At 51.6% G+C, this 17,181-nt stretch carries 24 protein-coding genes; 15 read left to right on the top strand and 9 right to left on the bottom strand.

The window, feature by feature from the left end; genetic code table 11:
• The first annotated feature begins 3 nt into the window (after positions 1 to 3).
• Together dapD and H1D31_RS12480 are read left to right on the top strand one after the other, a co-directional pair.
• Complete coding sequence (gene dapD, locus H1D31_RS12475; RefSeq protein ID WP_261259192.1) at positions 4 to 831, top strand: 2,3,4,5-tetrahydropyridine-2,6-dicarboxylate N-succinyltransferase; 828 nt, start codon at positions 4 to 6, stop codon at positions 829 to 831.
• A gap of 5 nt (positions 832 to 836) precedes the next feature.
• A complete protein-coding gene (locus H1D31_RS12480; protein WP_261259193.1) occupies positions 837 to 1,046 on the top strand; it encodes a hypothetical protein in 210 nt (69 codons plus the stop codon).
• A gap of 75 nt (positions 1,047 to 1,121) precedes the next feature.
• Here H1D31_RS12480 and H1D31_RS12485 read toward each other — a convergent pair whose 3' ends face one another.
• Complete coding sequence (locus tag H1D31_RS12485; RefSeq protein WP_261259194.1) at positions 1,122 to 1,832, bottom strand: hypothetical protein; 711 nt, start codon at positions 1,830 to 1,832, stop codon at positions 1,122 to 1,124.
• Between the two features lie 143 nt (positions 1,833 to 1,975).
• Here H1D31_RS12485 and cysZ point away from each other — a divergent pair, with 143 nt between their 5' ends.
• On the top strand, positions 1,976 to 2,734 hold the full coding sequence (gene cysZ, locus H1D31_RS12490) for a sulfate transporter CysZ (RefSeq protein ID WP_261259195.1): 759 nt from the start codon (positions 1,976 to 1,978) through the stop codon (positions 2,732 to 2,734).
• Here the strand turns inward: cysZ and H1D31_RS12495 are convergent.
• Genes H1D31_RS12495 through H1D31_RS12505 form a run of 3 tightly spaced genes read right to left on the bottom strand, consistent with a single transcriptional unit; the run spans position 2,731 to position 4,280 of the window.
• A complete protein-coding gene (locus H1D31_RS12495) occupies positions 2,731 to 3,171 on the bottom strand; it encodes a flavodoxin (RefSeq protein ID WP_261259196.1) in 441 nt (146 codons plus the stop codon). The genes cysZ and H1D31_RS12495 overlap by 4 nt on opposite strands.
• A 6-nt stretch (positions 3,172 to 3,177) precedes the next feature.
• Positions 3,178 to 3,978 (bottom strand): tRNA pseudouridine(65) synthase TruC, encoded by an 801-nt coding sequence (truC, locus tag H1D31_RS12500; RefSeq protein ID WP_261259197.1) that lies wholly within the window; start codon positions 3,976 to 3,978, stop codon positions 3,178 to 3,180.
• On the bottom strand, positions 3,960 to 4,280 hold the full coding sequence (locus H1D31_RS12505; protein ID WP_261259198.1) for a YqcC family protein: 321 nt from the start codon (positions 4,278 to 4,280) through the stop codon (positions 3,960 to 3,962). The genes truC and H1D31_RS12505 overlap by 19 nt, the downstream gene beginning before the upstream one ends.
• 131 nt (positions 4,281 to 4,411) lie before the next feature.
• Between H1D31_RS12505 and H1D31_RS12510 the strand changes: the two genes are divergently transcribed.
• A complete protein-coding gene (locus tag H1D31_RS12510; protein WP_008607383.1) occupies positions 4,412 to 4,714 on the top strand; it encodes a DUF3301 domain-containing protein in 303 nt (100 codons plus the stop codon).
• Positions 4,715 to 4,728: 14 nt separating this feature from the next.
• Here H1D31_RS12510 and H1D31_RS12515 read toward each other — a convergent pair whose 3' ends face one another.
• Positions 4,729 to 5,073, bottom strand: a complete 345-nt coding sequence (locus H1D31_RS12515) for a DUF962 domain-containing protein (protein ID WP_261259199.1) — start codon at positions 5,071 to 5,073, stop codon at positions 4,729 to 4,731.
• Between the two features lie 10 nt (positions 5,074 to 5,083).
• Positions 5,084 to 5,728: a GNAT family N-acetyltransferase gene (locus H1D31_RS12520; RefSeq protein WP_008607379.1), complete on the bottom strand. Its 645-nt coding sequence runs from the start codon at positions 5,726 to 5,728 to the stop codon at positions 5,084 to 5,086.
• A gap of 125 nt (positions 5,729 to 5,853) precedes the next feature.
• Between H1D31_RS12520 and H1D31_RS12525 the strand changes: the two genes are divergently transcribed.
• A complete protein-coding gene (locus tag H1D31_RS12525) occupies positions 5,854 to 6,081 on the top strand; it encodes a DUF2789 domain-containing protein (RefSeq protein ID WP_261259200.1) in 228 nt (75 codons plus the stop codon).
• 38 nt (positions 6,082 to 6,119) lie between these two features.
• Here the strand turns inward: H1D31_RS12525 and H1D31_RS12530 are convergent, their stop codons facing one another.
• Positions 6,120 to 6,494 (bottom strand): DUF3192 domain-containing protein, encoded by a 375-nt coding sequence (locus H1D31_RS12530; protein WP_008951383.1) that lies wholly within the window; start codon positions 6,492 to 6,494, stop codon positions 6,120 to 6,122.
• Between the two features lie 175 nt (positions 6,495 to 6,669).
• On the opposite strand from H1D31_RS12530, the gene H1D31_RS12535 reads away from it, so the two are divergent.
• Positions 6,670 to 6,966 carry a hypothetical protein gene (locus H1D31_RS12535; protein WP_261259201.1) on the top strand — a complete coding sequence of 99 codons (297 nt, stop codon included), beginning with the start codon at positions 6,670 to 6,672 and terminating at the stop codon, positions 6,964 to 6,966.
• Positions 6,953 to 7,708: a Zn-ribbon-containing protein gene (locus H1D31_RS12540; RefSeq protein ID WP_261259202.1), complete on the top strand. Its 756-nt coding sequence runs from the start codon at positions 6,953 to 6,955 to the stop codon at positions 7,706 to 7,708. The genes H1D31_RS12535 and H1D31_RS12540 overlap by 14 nt, the downstream gene beginning before the upstream one ends.
• A 5-nt stretch (positions 7,709 to 7,713) precedes the next feature.
• Here H1D31_RS12540 and syd read toward each other — a convergent pair whose 3' ends face one another.
• Positions 7,714 to 8,271 carry a SecY-interacting protein gene (gene syd / locus H1D31_RS12545; protein WP_261259203.1) on the bottom strand — a complete coding sequence of 186 codons (558 nt, stop codon included), beginning with the start codon at positions 8,269 to 8,271 and terminating at the stop codon, positions 7,714 to 7,716.
• Positions 8,272 to 8,359: 88 nt separating this feature from the next.
• Between syd and queF the strand changes: the two genes are divergently transcribed.
• From queF to H1D31_RS12585, 8 genes are all read left to right on the top strand, one after another.
• Complete coding sequence (gene queF, locus H1D31_RS12550) at positions 8,360 to 9,199, top strand: NADPH-dependent 7-cyano-7-deazaguanine reductase QueF (RefSeq protein WP_261259204.1); 840 nt, start codon at positions 8,360 to 8,362, stop codon at positions 9,197 to 9,199.
• A 443-nt stretch (positions 9,200 to 9,642) separates the two neighbouring features.
• Positions 9,643 to 11,190: a GGDEF domain-containing protein gene (locus tag H1D31_RS12555; RefSeq protein WP_261259205.1), complete on the top strand. Its 1,548-nt coding sequence runs from the start codon at positions 9,643 to 9,645 to the stop codon at positions 11,188 to 11,190.
• Between the two features lie 27 nt (positions 11,191 to 11,217).
• Positions 11,218 to 12,576 (top strand): nucleotide 5'-monophosphate nucleosidase PpnN, encoded by a 1,359-nt coding sequence (gene ppnN / locus H1D31_RS12560; protein ID WP_261259206.1) that lies wholly within the window; start codon positions 11,218 to 11,220, stop codon positions 12,574 to 12,576.
• Positions 12,577 to 12,579: 3 nt separating this feature from the next.
• Positions 12,580 to 13,392, top strand: a complete 813-nt coding sequence (gene xni, locus H1D31_RS12565; RefSeq protein WP_261259207.1) for a flap endonuclease Xni — start codon at positions 12,580 to 12,582, stop codon at positions 13,390 to 13,392.
• On the top strand, positions 13,389 to 13,793 hold the full coding sequence (locus tag H1D31_RS12570; protein WP_261259208.1) for a DUF3192 domain-containing protein: 405 nt from the start codon (positions 13,389 to 13,391) through the stop codon (positions 13,791 to 13,793). The genes xni and H1D31_RS12570 overlap by 4 nt, the downstream gene beginning before the upstream one ends.
• A complete protein-coding gene (locus H1D31_RS12575) occupies positions 13,774 to 15,408 on the top strand; it encodes a hypothetical protein (RefSeq protein WP_261259210.1) in 1,635 nt (544 codons plus the stop codon). The genes H1D31_RS12570 and H1D31_RS12575 overlap by 20 nt, the downstream gene beginning before the upstream one ends.
• Positions 15,409 to 15,566: 158 nt before the next feature.
• Positions 15,567 to 16,574 (top strand): isocitrate dehydrogenase, encoded by a 1,008-nt coding sequence (locus H1D31_RS12580; RefSeq protein ID WP_008984290.1) that lies wholly within the window; start codon positions 15,567 to 15,569, stop codon positions 16,572 to 16,574.
• Positions 16,575 to 16,643: 69 nt separating this feature from the next.
• Positions 16,644 to 16,868 carry a VF530 family protein gene (locus H1D31_RS12585; protein WP_261259211.1) on the top strand — a complete coding sequence of 75 codons (225 nt, stop codon included), beginning with the start codon at positions 16,644 to 16,646 and terminating at the stop codon, positions 16,866 to 16,868.
• A 61-nt stretch (positions 16,869 to 16,929) separates the two neighbouring features.
• Here the strand turns inward: H1D31_RS12585 and H1D31_RS12590 are convergent, their stop codons facing one another.
• A complete protein-coding gene (locus H1D31_RS12590; RefSeq protein ID WP_261259212.1) occupies positions 16,930 to 17,145 on the bottom strand; it encodes a hypothetical protein in 216 nt (71 codons plus the stop codon).
• Positions 17,146 to 17,181: the final 36 nt, after the last annotated feature.

Consider the following 17,181-nt stretch of genomic DNA (forward strand, 5'->3'; position numbering starts at 1 on the left):
CGAATGTCTGATTTAAAAAGCATTATTGAAACCGCATTTGAACAGCGTGCCGACATTACGCCGAAAACAGTCAGCGCCGAAGTCAAACAGGCGGTGGAGCAGGTGCTAAGCATGCTGGACAACGGCAGCGCCCGTGTCGCCGAGAAAATTGCCGGCGAGTGGGTGGTCCATCAATGGCTGAAAAAGGCAGTGTTACTGTCATTCCGGATCAACGATAACGAAGTAATGGACGGTGCCGAAAACCGCTTCTTCGACAAAGTACCAATGAAATATGCCGGCTACACCGATGCGCAGTTCCGCGCTGATGGTGTAAGAATTGTGCCGCCAGCCGCAGTGCGTCGCGGCAGCTATATCGGTAAAAATGTGGTGGTGATGCCGTCATACGTCAATATTGGCGCCTATGTCGGCGAAGGTTCCATGGTGGATACCTGGGCCACCGTCGGTAGCTGTGCACAAATTGGTAAAAATGTGCACCTCTCTGGTGGTGTCGGTATCGGTGGCGTATTAGAGCCACTGCAGGCGAATCCAACCATTATCGAAGATAACTGCTTTATCGGTGCCCGATCTGAAGTGGTTGAAGGCGTGATTGTGGAAGAAGGCGCTGTGCTGTCAATGGGTGTCTATATTAGCCAGAGCACGCGGATTTACGATCGCGAAACCGGCGAAATCAGCTATGGCCGGGTACCTGCCGGCGCCGTAGTGGTACCAGGTACTATTCCAGCTAAAGATGGCAGCCACAGCCTGTATGCCGCCATTATTGTGAAAAAAGTCGATGCCCAAACCCGCGCCAAAGTCGGCATTAATGCCCTGCTGCGCAGTATTGAAGAGTAATTAAGATGGCAAATTGGTTAGCAGTACTTTGCCCGGCGCTGTGGTTTACGCTGCAGCTGCTGTTATTACTGGCAGCGCTGATTTGCGCTGTGTTAATCGTTTTTCCGTCGAACAGCGAGGATCCTGAAAAGCGCTTTGAGCAGCGGCTGGAGTATGTGATCTTTACTATTGGGATGACGGTGCTGTGGTTGTTAGTGACCTTTGCCCCGCGCTAAGGCAACTACTAAAACCTCAGCACAGTTAAACCTAAATACTGTTATCTGGGCCGGCAGTAATGCCGGCCTTGTTGTTTATTTTGTTGCTTTAGGCACAGAAATACCGGGGATCGCATCGGTATAGCTAAATACCATACGTAGGCGGCCGTCAGACTCTCCTGCCTGATAACTGCTAAAGATCGCCCGCACGCGCTGCGTTTTAATCGCAGCCCGAAAGATATCCTCCAGCTGTTGCTCGCTCTCTCCGCCCAATTCCAAAAAACAGAAACCGCCACCACAGTTAAAATGCCGCAGCTCGCCAGCTTGTTGGCTGGCAGCCAGTTGCTGATACAGCGCCTGTTCGATCTCATCTTTTAACGTATAATCCAGTTGATGGTCCGGTACCAGCGCGCCAACATATTGCTGCCAATCCGGCTGCTGCACCAGCTGCTCTGCCAACTGATAAGGGATAGCCCCGCTTTGCTGGGCCTGGCTGATAAAATAGCTAACTTGATCCGCTGCTGAAACGGGTGCGGTATCAGTTTTGTTCTGTGCGGCAATGTCTTTTGTCAGACTATCTTCTGGCTCAGGTTGTGCCAGCATCGTCTGACTCAGCGTCGCCGCCGTAAATAAACCACTATTGGCACTGTTGGCACCCGGCGGCGTGGCTGCTGCAACAACTTTAGCAGGCGCGGCCCCGGCTGGCGGTTCCGGCTGTGCCAGCAAGTCAGGTTCAGTATCACCGTACCACCACAGGCCGGCTCCCAGGAGTAAGGTAATTGTAATAAACACTATTTTTCGGGACATCCTCTATCCTTATTATTGCCAGAGCGTATTGAACTACCGTAACTGCTTTAGCTTAAAGCAGCAACACCTTGTTACCTTTTGCTTAAGTGACTGGCGGGACAGTCGCGCTATACTGGCAGCAAAGTAACTGACCGGGATCCAACATGGGCTATTTTTTAAAAGGCTTACTGTTATTAAAGCAGAAAGGCTTAAAGCGTTTTGTGCTGATCCCACTGTTAATTAATATCGTGCTGTTTAGCATCGCCTTTTATTGGCTGTGGCAATTGTTGCGGCAACTGATTACGGCGGTGCAAAGTGCGCTGCCGGCCTGGCTACACTGGCTGGAGTATTTGCTGATCCCGCTGGGTATCATGTCACTGCTACTGAGTTTTGCCTATAGCTTTACCATGCTGGCCAATTTTATCGCCGCGCCCTTTAATGGCCTGCTGAGTGAAAAAACCGAAGCCCTGCTTACCGGCAAACCACTGCACAACAACTGGCAACAATTTCTGCAGCAGGCGGGCCGCACACTGGGCCGGGAATGGCAAAAGCTCTGTTATGTGCTGCCTCGGTTGGTGGTCCTGTTTATCCTGTGCTGGTTTATTCCGGTGGTTGGTACCCTAGTGTGGTTTTTCTGCAGTGCCTGGTTTTATAGCCTGCAGTATCTGGATTATCCCTACGATAACCATCAGGTGGCCTTTATTGAACTGCGTAAAAATATGCGTCAGCAACCCCTACTGAGCCTGTCTTTTGGCAGCGCGGTTGCGCTCTGTAGTATGGTGCCCGTGCTGAATTTGCTGGTGATGCCGGCTGCGGTCTGTGGCGCCACCGCGCTCTGGTGTGAGCGCTTAAGCGAGCTACACGACCCGGCCTTACAGGCACCAGGCGCGCGCAGCTATCGTAAGCTGGATAAGTATTGCTAGAACTGCTCAGCTAACCAAGGTAAGGCGACATCTTCAGCCTGTAGAGTTTCGCCGGCGTCGATTTCCAGCATCTCGGCTTTCGGGCTGCCTTGCAGTTCGGTCAACAACTCAAACCACTGGCGGCCAGCGGCACAGAAGGTATCACCATAGCTGCTGTCACCCAGACCAATCACCGCAAACTGCTTGCCGGTTAATAATGGAAAACGATCGCGGCAGTCGGCATAAAATGGAAACAGATTATCCGGAATATCGCCCTGCCCGGTGGTCGAAGTAATCACTAACCAGCAATCGGCAGCAAAGGCTTGCACGGCATCCAGCTCTGGAGGCTGAAACCACCTGGCCTGATAGCCTTTTTTTGACAATAACTCCACGGCCTGCTCGGCCACATACTCGGCGCCACCGTACACACTACCGACCATAATGGCGATTTTTTGCATGCTACCCTACTCCAAAAATTGCTGAAAAACCTGTTGATAATACGCGATGTTATCCGGCCAGCCAAATCGCCGGCACAAGGCAGCCAGCTCCGCCAGACTAGCCTGTAACTGCAGCGTTACGCCGCTGACCGGATGCGGCAGCTGCAACATAACAGCGCAAAGCAGTAAGCGGTCACTATCAAATTGCTGGCGGAAGAACGCGTTGTGTTTGCCATCGCCATGGCTGGTATCGCCGACAATCGGATGGCGCAAATGCGCCAGATGACGGCGCAGCTGATGCTTACGGCCGGTTAACGGCTGCAGCGCCACTAAACTATAGCGGCTGGTAGGATAACGACTCACCGCAAACGGCAACTCGACCTGCTGCAGCGGTAAATAACGGGTTACGGCACTTTGCGCCGCTTTATCGCTACGAGCCTGTTTATCAGCAATCGCATCCAGCTGCTCTTTTAACGGATAATCCAGGGTACCGGCCGTTTTCACCACACCCCGAACTATTGCCAGATACCCTTTGCGCCATTGCCTGGCTTCAATTTGTTGACTGAGTAGCCGCGCAATCTCCGGTGATAATGCAAATACCAGTACACCCGAGGTGGGACGATCCAGCCGGTGCACCGGATACACATGACACCCCAATTGATCGCGCAGGCTTTGCAGCACAAAACGGGTCTCATGTTTATCTAAAAAAGAGCGGTGTACCAGCATGCCACTGGGCTTATCCACCGCCACCAGGTACTGATCCTGATACAGAATGGTCAGTAGCGGTTCAGCAGCGGCTGGCACCGGACTCAGGCTTGATTCAGACACTGATCAATCTCCCGGATTACGCTGAGTAAAGCGCCTAGCTGCTGAGCACGCTCTGCATAAACAAGTTCTGCCAGCGGCAGGATCGCGACCTTAGTGGGTAGTGGCAGCTTGCCGTCTAACAAAGCACTCAGCCTTGGGATCAGGATAAACTGTAACCACTGCTCTAAAGGCAGTGTATCGCAGCAAAAAGGGGCGGTACTGGCCAGCGCTGAAGGCGCCGGCGGCTGGGCCGACCATAGCGCTGCGGCTCTGAGTTCAGTTTCCAGTTGCTGTAACAATAGCGGGAGTTGTTGCCGGGACATAGCATCCTTTTGCGGTCAGACTGCGGCTAATCAGGGCTGGCAGTTTAGCAAATAACGGCCCGGGTCGCAGCCAAAGCCTTGTAAAAAGCCAGCACCGCCAGCATTATGCTTTACCCCGGACAGAGGTATTCATGACCAGTATTATACTTTTACTTATTGTTATCACTATCGGTTACGGCTTTTGGTTGCAACGTAAACAGGACGAACGCGCCATCCTGTTAGCGCGCCAATTATGCCGTCAGCATCAATTACAGTATCTGGAATGTGGTCGCAGTTGCTATCGCTTTCGCAAAATCGGCCAACGCCAGCGCTTTGTCACCTGCTATCAGGTCGATTTTAGCGCTGACGGCGAAAGCCGGTATCAGGCTGAATTGGTTTTAAGTGGCTTGCATCTGGCAGCCTTTAACCTGCCGCCCCACCGGATCCCATCCTGATCCGGTGCCACACCCTATGCCTGCGCCAGCGCGGCCTTGAGTTTGCGCTCCAGTTGCCCGGTAAGAAAGTCTTTATACATCACCCAATCGGCGGCCAGACTATAAAACGGATACTTAAAGGTAGCCGGCCTGTTATGTTCAAAGCCAAAATGACCCAGCCAGGCAAAGCCATAGCCGATTAGCGGCAGGCTCCAAAGCCAGAGCCACTGCTGGCTTAATATCACCCACGCCAGCACCAGTAACACCAGGCTACTGCCAATATAGTGCAAGGCCCGGCAGATCGGATTAGCATGCTCCCGCAGATAAAATGGGTAAAAATCCTGAAAACGTTGGAATGGTTGCGCTGACAATTTCTGCATCGCCTCCCGCTTAATGTTGTTGCCGTGACCGGAACATCAGACTGCCCTGCACGGTATTAAAGCTCAGTGTCGTGACGTGTTGATAATGATCATCGGCAAAAAACGCCTGATATTTTTGCAAGGTCACGAAAACCCCGATGCCGGCAGACGATGGATCTTCATCTACCAGACTGTCAACCGCCTCCAGTAAGTAATGCCCCAGACCCGCATGCTGATACTTTGGCACCACGGCAATAAAGGCCAGCATATGATAGCGTTTAGCCGGCATCGCGGCATGAATTTTCTCTTCTTTATTTAGCATCTGCCTGGTAGACAGTAGGCCCGCAGTCAGCAACATCTTCAGACGCCAATGCCAAAGCCGGCTGCTGCCAATACCGGAGTCAGGGCCAACCACACAGGCGACGCCCAGCAGTTGTTCGCCCTGAAACAAACCAATAATCGGCTGCCCGGCCTGCCAAAAGGTGCTGAGCTCTTCCCGGATCGCCGAGCGCAGCCGTGCCTCATATTCCCGCTCTGCGGCGCGAAAGATTTCCATAAACAGCGGATCATCGTGATAAGACTGGTACAGCACCGAGGCGGCAAGTTTAAGATCTTCACCGCCTAATAGCGCGGCCTTTAATTGACTGGGTTCGATATGACTGACCTGGGCTAACATCGCTCACCTGTTATTGTTGTTTTTTTATTCACAATAGCAGTCACGGATAAGCTTGCCAAGCACGATTTCTTTACCATAAATTCAGCTATACTTTGTGTAGTCAATAAAGTAAACGGAGAAGCGAAATGGATACTAGTCTGCATGATCTAAGTACTCTGTTTGACCAGTTGGGCCTGGAGAATAGTCCAGAGCAGATCCAGGATTTTGTGCGCCAGCATAAGATCAGTGCTGGGACGGCGCTGGCCGATGCGCCATTCTGGAACAGCGCTCAGGCCAGTTTTTTACGTGAGGGTTGGCGTGCCGATTCTGACTGGTCAGATGTTATCGATGAGCTTAATACCCTACTGCATTAAGCCCAATCCTCCGTGCGCCCCCGGCATTGACAAGCAACTTACAGATATTGATAAGCCTTATCACCCCAACCGGTTAAACGGTTATCTTTAAACACCAAAGGCGTGCATTCGTCTTTGGTGGTTTTACCATCGCTGTGCCGGTGATGAGTGCGATAAAACAAAACTTGCACCTGCTGGCCATCTTTTTGAAACAGCTCGGTGAAATCCGGCGCCCCCAGCATATTGCGCACCTCTTCACTGCTCACGCCCAAGGCCAGTTGATTGATGGTTTGCAGATTAAATTGCTGGGTTTTACGCCAGCCACTTTCCGATGAGGTTTCGGTTTTATCACCAATGGCAACCACACAGCCAGATAATGCCAGGGTGGCAGCAGTAACGATAAGTAATTTTTGCACGGCGGCAGCAGAAAACATAAAAACTCCTGAATTATTGTTGTTTTGGCGCTATTAGCACCGACAATGCCAAACTAAGCAAAACTAAGGCCAAAATAAAATAGCGATATAATACAGAGCCTTAATAAAACGCCGCTATTCAGCATCAGGCTAAAGTGCTAAATTAAACGAAATTTTAGCGAAAATGACGAAACGAATGAGCAAAGCGCTGCAACTGGTGCAAGTCACCGCCAGACAACTGCAACAAGAGGGTAAAACCGTCAATCTGGCATTGTTACGCGGCCGCTTGGCAGGACAGTTGGCAGGGCCGGATTTATTCAGCGCCTATCAGCAGTGGCGCAATAATCCTGGCTTGCCGCCGGCAGACGAGGCACAGGGCGGCGAGACAACACCCGTCGTAGCAGAAGAGCCGCTATGCACCCGCCTGACACGGATAGAACAAAAACTCGATCGGCTATTACAGCTATTGGAACGCCCTGATGTATCTGGCTGAGCTGCGCTTTACGCTGATTGCCGATACCGAGTTTAGCCTGGCCGAGCAAGCCATTCGCCGCTATCTGGAAGCCTTGATTTTTAATGGTCAGATGTTGGGGCGTGAGTTTCCTACCGCCTTTACCGGTGAAGCATTTTGCAGCCGGCTGGTGTTGCCAACCGCGGATGCGTTAAGCGGTCAGCACGCCAGTGCCCGGGTTAAGGCCGCAGAACAACAACTGGCTGCCGCTGGTCTGGGTTACCCGCAATGCCAACTGCTGGGCCAGGACCTGATGTCACAGCAAACCGTCACAGCGCTGCCGGCTGAGCTGGTGCTCTTTACCACCTATGCCGATACCTGCTCGCCACTGCGCTGCGCTAATACGCTGCAACCTGTGCCCTTATTTTGGCTTAAAGCTGCAGCGGCCGATTATGAAGCGCTGATCCGCTGGCAGCTGCAGTTCCAAGCGCTGGATGAAATTCAGCTGCAGCAAGATCGGGTGCTGCACAAAACCGCTGAAAACAGTCTGCAGCAATACCAGAGCAAACTTAACCGCCAGGGCCGGAAGTTGGCGGCACAACTGGCCAAACAAAACCAGCGGCCGATTTGGTATGCGCTCTATAGCGGTAGTAGTGCCGATTGCCAGGCTGAAGCCGATAAATGCTGCCCCGGCTGTGGTGGTAACTGGCGTTTAGCCACGCCGCAAGCCGGAGTCTTCGATTTTCGCTGTGACAACTGTCAGTTGTTGTCGAATATCGCCTAGGAATGTCAGTCAAACAGCGGCGAATAAGCCAGCGGCTTTAGCTCGGCCAGAAAGGCAGTCAAATTGTCGGCTAGCTTTACCTTAACCTCCTGGCCGACACTTTCCTGAAACACTTCGCCACTGCTATTGAGCACCGACAGCATAATATTTTCGTCATCGGTTACCGCAAAAAACACCGTCTCCTGCTGACGTAAACGACGCTTCATCAAAATATGACCGATAATATTTTCCTGTAAGCGGGCAATATCGGCGGCATGCCAGGGCATTAATAATGCCAGCTTACCTTTGGCATGCTCCGCTGCCAGATTGGCGCCAAACCAGCTACTGTAAAAGGCTTTAATATCAGGGTGCAGTTCCAGCTCCAGTGCCCGCTCCACATTACTAAAATCTGCGGCTGGTTGCTGTCGTACCGGTTGCCAGCTTACCTGCTCGTCATTTAGCTGCGACACTTCACAGGGCGACACCTGAGCCGGATCGCGCCAGGTTTGCATGCCAATGCCTTGAGCACTGTGCCAGGCCAGACTTTGTTCGATAAATTTTGCGTAAGCTTGTTCGACAGACACCTCTACTCCCGGGGTTGGTTATGCTAAAATCAGCCCATTGTAGCGAAAAACGCCTGATAGCGAAAAACCTAGCGAAAAAGAATCTGAAATGACCAAAAGCCACACCGACGTTCTGGCCGAGCTCAGTCTTGGCAAAATCACTGAGTATGTTGATCAGTACGATGCTGCGCTGTTACAGGCTGTTCCCCGCAGTCTTGGCCGCGAGGCTATCGGTCTTAGTCAGCAACTGCCCTTTGTCGGGCAGGATATCTGGCATGGTTATGAACTGTCGTGGCTTAATAGCAAGGGTAAACCGCAGGTGGCGCTGGCTACCTTTGTGGTGCCGTTCGACTCACCGAATCTGATTGAATCCAAGTCATTTAAGCTGTACCTGAACAGCTTTAATCAAAGCCGCTTTGCCGACGTCGGTCAGGTTTATCAGACGATGCAACGCGATCTGTCGGCCTGTGCCGGTAAAACAGTCAAGGTTAGCTTGCATAATGTCAGTGAGATCATGACGTTCCAGCCCACCTGGATCCCGGGCGTCTGTCTGGACGAGCTGGACATCAGCGTCGATCAGTATCAATATCAGCCGGCGTTGCTGGCACTGGATCCCGCCCGGGGTCAGGTGGAAGAAAAGCTGCACTCGCATCTACTAAAATCGAACTGTTTGATCACCTCGCAGCCAGACTGGGCCAGCGTCTTTATTCATTACCGCGGCACCGCCTTGTCACACGAAGCGCTGCTAAAGTATCTGATTAGCTTTCGCAGCCATAACGAATTTCACGAACAATGTGTCGAGCGCATTTACAACGATATCTGGCAGCTGGCGAAACCAGATTTTCTGGCGGTATATGCCCGCTATACCCGCCGTGGTGGCCTGGATATCAACCCGCTACGCAGCAGTGAGCCTTATAGCCCGCCGAATATCCGCTTAAGCCGGCAATAAATTGTAACCCAAGCTGTTGCAACACAACAAAAAGCACCTTTTTCAGGTGCTTTTTTGCTTTCATTAACCATAAAACCGCAAAATCCCCGCTAAAAACTGAAAGCCAAAAGGTAAACTTTCACAACCACTTTCATTTTTGCGCTTTTTTTGCTCTAATAGCAGCGCCTGTCCCAACAGGCGCTGACTAACAGGGAAGCCGAAATATGTTACATCTTACCTCTACCGAAGAAAGCAGCTGGCTGCCGTACTATCTGACAAAATAAGTCAGAATCGTAGCAAGCTCAGCTTAAAAACAGCGCCATTGGCGCTGTTTTTCATCGCGAATTGATATTTTCAGATTCTGCGCAAAAAAGGCCCCGCTTTTATCAGCGAATACTATTACATTCGCACCAAGGCAAGATATACTGGAAATATCAGGGACTTTCTGAATACTTCGAGTGCAGATGAATAACCAACAGCCGGATCTGAAGCTGCAATTACAGGATGCCATCGGTGCGCGCAAAGCACTGGAGCAAACTTACGAGCGGCAATTTCAACTTTTAGCGCAATTTGTGCAACGTTTATCTTATCTGTGCAAAGGTATCGACCTTGATCTTGACAACCGCTTAGCCAAATTACGTGCTGAGCTCGCCCGAAGTGTTGATCTGGAAAAACTACTGCCTTTTATCGAAGAAACCAGTCAGCAGATTAAACTGTTAGAACAGCGCCAGCAGCAGGAAATCCGTCAAGTGCAGTCAGAACTGACCGAAGCGGGCCGGCTGTTGCAAAAACAACGCGGCCTACCGGATCAGTTGCGCCGCGATCTGCGCCAATTACTAACCAAGGTTGAACAGCCAGCGGCCACTTTACAGGCTTTCTTGCCCCATCTCAGTAATCTGACGCAACTATACCAACTGGCTTTAAAAGCAAAACAACAGCTTGAACAACCTGATGCCGATGAAGATCGTTACTCACATATTTGCCGCCAGATCACGTTAGAACTAACCAACCTGCTCAGTGAACTGTCGTTTGCCGGTAAAGGTGCCATTGAAGTTGAACAAATCAAAGGCAGTTTACTGGGTAATCTCAGCGTTGAAGCCCTGTTAGATGCTTGCTTGCGCACCATAGGTATTATCGTACGCGGCATTAATGAAGAACGGCTGTCGGCTGAAGGCTTCCTGTTGCGCTTAAACGATGCCTTAACCGGGGTGCAACAAGCTGTAGAGGCTACCTTGCTCGGCTCCGATAAACTGGCCGAGAAATTACGCAATCTAAACCAGAAAATTGATGCGCAAATTGATCATTTGGGTAAACAAAGTCAGCAGGCAGAAAACCTGGAGCAACTGAAAAAACTGGTGATCCAGCGGATGAATGAACTGACGCTATCGCTGCAGGAAAAGCAATTGCTTGAAGAGCAGCAACGGCAGCAAATTCAGCTAACACTGGCCACCATGGAAACCAAGGTGCGGGAACTGGAACTGGAAGCCAGTAGCTTCCGCGAACGGCTGGCCGAGCAAACCTTCCGTAGTTTGCGCGATAGCCTGACCGAGATCCCAAACCGGGCCGCTTATGACGAACGTTTACAATTGGAATTCAAACGCTGGCAGCGTTTTGGCTCACCGCTATGTATTGTGCTGGCCGATGTCGATCACTTTAAAAACATTAACGACAACTATGGGCACAGTGCTGGCGATAAAACGCTGAAGATTATTGCCAAGACCTTACAACAATCGATCCGGCAGACCGATTTTATCGCCCGCTACGGTGGCGAAGAGTTTGTGATCCTGCTACCGGATTCCAAACTACAAGACTTGCTGGAACCGCTAAACGCACTGCGGGAAAAAATCAAACAGATCCCGTTTAAATTTAAAAACAAACGGGTGCCAATCACCATTTCCTTTGGCGTAACTGAACTTAAAACTGGTGATACGCTGCAACTCGCTTTCGAGCGGGCAGACGAGGCACTCTATCAAGCGAAAAAAGCTGGCCGCGATCGGGTTGCCACCCGCTAGAGACCGCTTTTTCGGAGGAGACTCATTATGCAAGTGCATCTGAACCCCTTAGGGGCTATGGACCTATTATCACAGTTAGAAGTTGAACGCCTGCAACAAAATACCGAGCAGGAAACCTTTCAGCTATTTAGAAATTGTGCGCTGGCAGTACTGAACGTCGGCAGCGAAACCGACAGCTCTGCCGAGATCTACGACCAATACCGTGATTTTACCATTAACTTACTCAGCCGCGAGCGCGGCATTAAGATTGAGCTGAACAATCCGCCGGCGAGCGCCTTTGTTGATGGCCAGATTATCAAAGGCATTCACGAGCATCTGTTCGCAGTTTTGCGTGATATTCTGTTCTACCACACCCGCCATATAGCAGATACTAACCCACTGGATCTGACCAATGCTGTTCACTTAACGCATTCGGTATTTGATATTCTGCGTAACGCCAGGGCCATCGATGCCACCAGCGAGCCGAATATGATCGTGTGTTGGGGTGGCCACTCGATTAAAGAAGTGGAGTACGATTACACCAAAGAGGTGGGCTATCAACTGGGTTTACGTGGTCTGAATATTTGCACCGGTTGCGGCCCCGGCGCCATGAAAGGCCCGATGAAAGGCGCCACCATTGGCCATAGCAAACAACGGATCCGTAACGGTCGTTATCTGGGCCTTACTGAGCCAAGTATTATTGCTGCCGAACCGCCGAACCCCATTGTTAACGAGTTGGTGATCCTGCCGGATATTGAAAAACGGCTGGAAGCCTTTGTCCGGGTGGCACATGGCATCATTATTTTTCCGGGTGGCGTCGGCACGGCTGAAGAACTTTTATACCTGCTGGGCATTATGCTGGACGAGCGCAATCAGGCACAGCAGTTGCCGGTGATCCTGACCGGCCCGGCCAGCAGTGCGGCCTACTTTACCGAAATCGCCCACTTTGTCGAGCAAACCCTGGGTAAGGCCGCTTTAGATCTGTTCGAAATCATTATCGACGACCCGGCAGCCGTCGCGAAGCGGCTAAAAACCGGCTGTCAGGAGGTGCGAACCTATCGCAAGACGGTCGGGGATGCTTACCACTTTAACTGGACCCTGCAAATCCAGCCGGAATTTCAGCTACCCTTTATCCCGAATCATCAGAATATGGCCGCACTGGACTTGCATCTGGATCAGGATAAAGCCAAGCTGGCAGCCAATTTACGCCGCGCTTTCTCGGGTATAGTGGCTGGTAACGTTAAAGATGAGGGCATTCGCGCAATCCGCCAACATGGCCCCTTTACCCTAAGAGGTGAACCGCGGTTAATGCAAATGATGGATAATCTGTTACAGGCCTTTGTTGAGCAGGGGCGGATGAAACTGCCTGGCAGCAAATATGAGCCATGCTACCGGATTGAGCGCTAACATATGGCCAGGGTTGTGCTGATCGATGCCTTAAATCTGATCCGGCGCTTATATGCGGTGCAGGAACGCCCTTATTTGCCGCTGGCAGAGGATGTCGCGGACACAACCCGGGCGCAGATCCAAAGCAATACCCGCCAGATGCTGAAGCAGGCTATTGCCCGGTTACGCCAGGAACTGCAACCCAGTCATGGCCTGATGGTATTTGACGGTGGCGGCAGCCAGTGGCGGCAACAGCTTTGTCCTTGCTATAAAGCGAATCGCAAACCGATGCCGGCACTGCTGGCCGAAGTGTTGCCTGAGTTACAACAAGACACCGAGCAGCTGGGGCTGCGCTGCTTTAAGCAAAATGAATATGAAGCCGATGATGTGATTGCCACTATCGCCTGTAAGGTGCGCTTACATCAACATGAAGCCATTATCGTCTCAACCGATAAAGGCTATTTGCCCCTGCTAAATCAGGGCGTACAGATTTACGATGCCTTTGCCCGCCACTTTGCCAGCGTCGCCAGCGTAAAAGAAAAATTTGGCGTGGCTCCGGAGCAATTAGTCAGTTGGTGGAGCCTGGTGGGCGATAGCACCAATAATATTCCCGGCGTGGCTGGCATCGGGCCGAAAAGCGCAGAGGAACTGATGCAGTTGGGCAGCAGCTTAAATCAGGCACTGCAGCATCCGGATTGCCCGAAAAAACTGAAACAGAAAATTATTGATCATAAACAGGATATTCTGCTCTATACCCAGGTGCTGGCGTTACAAACCAACCTTGAACTGGGAATTAATCTGCAAGATATCCGCTTGTCGGTACAGGAACCGGGATGAAACTTAAGTTGTTAATGCTGTTAATTGGCGGAGCGCTGCTATATTTGCTGGCGACATACAGCGTATTGCGCTTTTATCCTGATGATCCGGCGCAAATGAACTGGATGGACCGTGAAGCCTTTAATGCCCGCTTTATTGGCCGCCTGCAACCTGATGCCAGCATGCGGCAGGAGCTGCTGATTAGTCGTCTGGGTAGCCCGGATATCACCGAAGCCTTTCGCAACGAGCAACAAATCTATCAGTTACTCTATTATCGCACGCATCGCAAAGCGGCAGATGGCATTACCACCGCAGATGAGTGCACTGCCCTGTTGTTTGTCGACCGGCAACTGGTTGCGGTGGGCGAAGCAGCCGTAGTCCAGTATCAGGCAGCAAAAGCCGATGTCAGCGGTCGCAGTTAACTGGCTTAACGCCTATCAGCAACTCAGTACCCTCAGTGAGCGGCTGCGCCAACCTGCCGACAACGACCTGCATCAATGCCTGCGCCAGGCGGCAGAGATCAATAAGACACTTTGTGAGCTGCTCAGCGTACAACCGGCTGCCGCCATCGCCCAACTTTCTTTTATTCCGGCAGAGACATCGCTGCCGGCCGCACAAGCCGTCAAAAGCTGGGTGTTGCTGGCGTTATGGGCCCGCCTGAAGCAATGGCCGGCACAGCGTCGTGATACCCTCTGTACCGCCGGCTTACTGGCGGCCTGTTATACCGGCAATGCTAAGGCGCCGGCCGCCTTGTTATTGGCCAATAAACTGAAAAAACAACAGGTCGGTGGCATTACTACCAGTATCCTGGCTGGCAGCTACACCGAGCTACAGCATCGTCGTCCCTGGCAAGTGCATCATGACAGTCCGCTATTAACTCTGGCATTACAACTGGCACAAGCGGTGCAACCGGCGGCGTCTTCGGCTCAGGCACTGTCTACTGTGATTAGCTCTCTGATCCTCGACCCGCCGTCAGAGCAGGTGCTGCAGGAGCTAAATCAACTGGCCAGACTGGCACCTGCACTGTATTTATGTGGCCGGCTGGCCCGGGATCAGGTTGGCCGTTACTGGCTGATTTGCCAGGTCGAGTACAGCGACTTTCTGACCATGCAGTATTGGCCGGAGCAACAACGCTGTGCCACTGAGCTGCACAAAATGCCGCGCGAAGAGCTGGAGTTATTACCCCCTGCGGTATTGTTGCCTCAGCATTGGCTGGACTGGCTCCAAATGCCGGCACTGGCAGAAGCCGTGATCCCAACCCCGAAGCAGTTACTGGAACATTCGGTATTACAGCGGCTGCATACGCAGGATCTGGATGCCCAGGTGCAGTTGCTGCAAAAGCAACCTCTGCTGGCACAGTATTTACTTGAGAACGCCAGCCACAGTAACCGCCGGCAAACACTGGTACACCGGCTGCGCCATGCCTTAGCGATCTTTGGTCAACAGCAGCTACCGCTGGCCGTGGCCCGCGCCGAACTACTGCAATACCTGCAGCTACAAGCCAGCAGTCAGCAGCTGTTTCTGCGTGATTTACAGCAATTGCTATTCGAGGCACTGTTGCTATTGGGGCGCTATTTACCGCAGCCACTGACACCACAACAGGCCGGCGTACTGGCAGCCTGTTTAAGCGCGCCGCTGTGGCACCATCCAACATTAAATGCGGTGCCGTTAAGCCGCTGTACGGACCAAGGCTGGCTGCTGCCGGAGCTGGCGCAGCAGTATTTATTGGAGCCACAACGCAGCCAACGGCTAAGTGCTGCTCTGCTGCATCATTATCAGCTCCCCTTCTGGGCCGAAGCGGCCTTATGCCAGTACCTGCCACTGGATAACGCCAGGCAGCAGGCCCGTGGTCAACATGGCTTTTTCCTGCGCTGTTGCTGGCAACTTTGCTTTAGTCTGTTGCGTTATCCCGACGCCCAGCCGGCAACAGCACAGTTGTTACAACAACTGCAGCAGTTATTTGCACTGCCAGAATCGTCCATCGCCTTCTGGCAGCAAGAATTATTGGCGGCGGCCAATCCGCACTGCTCACTCTGACCCACTACTATTCATCATATTTATATTGCTTATTCGCAAACCGACGAAAGTCTGGTTGGCATAATCTGGCTGCAAACTGGCATTTTTGCTATAATCCTGCCGTTCAGCGCCAGCCAGCCTGGCCATAAATTAAAAAAATGTTGCAGCTAAGGATCCCCATGAGTAAGCAAACGATTACCGTCATCAAAGGTGATGGCATTGGCCCAAGTATTGTTGAAGCCGCCATTCAGGTATTAGAGAAGGCCGGTTGTGATTTTAACTACGAGTATGTCGATGCCGGTTTAACCGCACTGGAAAAAACCGGTGAGTTATTACCACAGGCGACACTGGATGCGATTGCCCGCAATAAAATTACCTTAAAGGGCCCGTTAACTACGCCGGTAGGTGAAGGTTTTACCTCAATTAACGTTACGCTGCGCAAAAAATTCAACCTGTACGCCAACGTACGGCCGGTGATTTCCTTTAAAGGCACCAAGGCGCGTTACGAGAATATCGACATTATCACTATCCGGGAAAATACCGAGGGGATGTACTCAGGTCACGGCCAGACCGTATCAGAAGACGGTCAAACGGCGATGGCGTCCAGCATTGTTACCAAAGAAGGTGCGCGCCGCATTGCAGAATTTGCCTTTGAAACAGCCCGCCGTGAAAAGCGCAAAAAAGTCACCATCGTACACAAGGCGAATATCCTGAAATCAACCTCAGGTTTATTCCTGAAAACGGCGCGCGAAGTGGCACAGCAGTATCCGGATATCGAAGCCCAGGAAATGATCGTTGATAATACCTGTATGCAGCTGGTGATGAATCCGCAGCAGTTTGATGTTATCGTGACAACCAACCTGTTCGGCGATATTTTATCGGATCTTTGCGCTGGCTTAGTCGGCGGCTTAGGTATGGCACCGGGCGCTAATATCGGCAAAGATTGTGCGATTTTTGAAGCCGTGCACGGCAGTGCGCCGGATATCGCCGGTAAGAATCTGGCCAACCCCAGCTCAGTGATCCTGGCGTCAATTCAGATGCTGGAATATCTGGAAATGAAAGATAAAGCCGAGAAAATCCTGACCGCACTGCGGGATGTGATTGCCTCAGGCGACCGTACTACCCGCGATCTGGGCGGCAGCTTCGGTACCACCGACTTTACCCAGGCCGTATTAGAGCGGCTGTAACAGCGCTTTGGTAATACCACCTGAACTGTTAAGATAGCCACCTTGAGTGGCTATTTTTTTGGAACGAATATGACCCAGGCCAATAATCCGCTACACGGCATAACACTGGAACAGATTGTCACGGCACTGGCCGCGCACTATGGTTGGGATGGCTTAGCCCGACAGATTGATCTAAATTGCTTTAAAAAAGATCCCTCGGTAAAAAGCAGCCTGAAATTTCTGCGTAAAACCCCCTGGGCGCGGGAAAAAGTCGAAGCCCTGTTTATTGCCACTAAGCTGCAACCTAAGTCTTAATCCTAAGTGTTGTCGCCGGTACTTTGCGATAGCGGTAATCATAGTCAAAAACTTAGCCTGGCTATTTCGCAAATAGATCCGTTAAAACATTTTTGACAAAATAGGATACGGCGGCAACTACAGTAATAGGTGCCAGCAAAGGAATAACATGAAGTGCCATCTGCTCAAAGAAACCAATCAGCAACATAAAGATAAGTGGCGCCATTGCTATCAGTAGCGTCATACCGTAATGTTTTTTAACGCTAGTCGCTATTTCTGCCTCGGTTATTCTATCCATCAAACCTGTGCTCCTGTGAAAGCGTAAAACTTGTCG

It is taken from the genome of Alishewanella sp. BS5-314 (genome assembly GCF_025377695.1).
Taxonomy (GTDB): Bacteria; Pseudomonadota; Gammaproteobacteria; order Enterobacterales; family Alteromonadaceae; genus Alishewanella; species Alishewanella aestuarii.

Coding starts and splice junctions, on each gene's coding strand:
- dapD (WP_261259192.1), top strand. CDS start 4: ATGTCTGATTTAAAAAGCATTATTGAAACCGCATTTGAACAGCGTGCC.
- H1D31_RS12480 (WP_261259193.1), top strand. CDS start 837: ATGGCAAATTGGTTAGCAGTACTTTGCCCGGCGCTGTGGTTTACGCTG.
- H1D31_RS12485 (WP_261259194.1), bottom strand. CDS start 1,832: ATGTCCCGAAAAATAGTGTTTATTACAATTACCTTACTCCTGGGAGCC.
- cysZ (WP_261259195.1), top strand. CDS start 1,976: ATGGGCTATTTTTTAAAAGGCTTACTGTTATTAAAGCAGAAAGGCTTA.
- H1D31_RS12495 (WP_261259196.1), bottom strand. CDS start 3,171: ATGCAAAAAATCGCCATTATGGTCGGTAGTGTGTACGGTGGCGCCGAG.
- H1D31_RS12505 (WP_261259198.1), bottom strand. CDS start 4,280: ATGTCCCGGCAACAACTCCCGCTATTGTTACAGCAACTGGAAACTGAA.
- H1D31_RS12510 (WP_008607383.1), top strand. CDS start 4,412: ATGACCAGTATTATACTTTTACTTATTGTTATCACTATCGGTTACGGC.
- H1D31_RS12515 (WP_261259199.1), bottom strand. CDS start 5,073: ATGCAGAAATTGTCAGCGCAACCATTCCAACGTTTTCAGGATTTTTAC.
- H1D31_RS12520 (WP_008607379.1), bottom strand. CDS start 5,728: ATGTTAGCCCAGGTCAGTCATATCGAACCCAGTCAATTAAAGGCCGCG.
- H1D31_RS12525 (WP_261259200.1), top strand. CDS start 5,854: ATGGATACTAGTCTGCATGATCTAAGTACTCTGTTTGACCAGTTGGGC.
- H1D31_RS12530 (WP_008951383.1), bottom strand. CDS start 6,494: ATGTTTTCTGCTGCCGCCGTGCAAAAATTACTTATCGTTACTGCTGCC.
- H1D31_RS12535 (WP_261259201.1), top strand. CDS start 6,670: ATGAGCAAAGCGCTGCAACTGGTGCAAGTCACCGCCAGACAACTGCAA.
- H1D31_RS12540 (WP_261259202.1), top strand. CDS start 6,953: ATGTATCTGGCTGAGCTGCGCTTTACGCTGATTGCCGATACCGAGTTT.
- queF (WP_261259204.1), top strand. CDS start 8,360: ATGACCAAAAGCCACACCGACGTTCTGGCCGAGCTCAGTCTTGGCAAA.
- H1D31_RS12555 (WP_261259205.1), top strand. CDS start 9,643: ATGAATAACCAACAGCCGGATCTGAAGCTGCAATTACAGGATGCCATC.
- ppnN (WP_261259206.1), top strand. CDS start 11,218: ATGCAAGTGCATCTGAACCCCTTAGGGGCTATGGACCTATTATCACAG.
- xni (WP_261259207.1), top strand. CDS start 12,580: ATGGCCAGGGTTGTGCTGATCGATGCCTTAAATCTGATCCGGCGCTTA.
- H1D31_RS12570 (WP_261259208.1), top strand. CDS start 13,389: ATGAAACTTAAGTTGTTAATGCTGTTAATTGGCGGAGCGCTGCTATAT.
- H1D31_RS12575 (WP_261259210.1), top strand. CDS start 13,774: ATGTCAGCGGTCGCAGTTAACTGGCTTAACGCCTATCAGCAACTCAGT.
- H1D31_RS12580 (WP_008984290.1), top strand. CDS start 15,567: ATGAGTAAGCAAACGATTACCGTCATCAAAGGTGATGGCATTGGCCCA.
- H1D31_RS12585 (WP_261259211.1), top strand. CDS start 16,644: ATGACCCAGGCCAATAATCCGCTACACGGCATAACACTGGAACAGATT.
- H1D31_RS12590 (WP_261259212.1), bottom strand. CDS start 17,145: ATGGATAGAATAACCGAGGCAGAAATAGCGACTAGCGTTAAAAAACAT.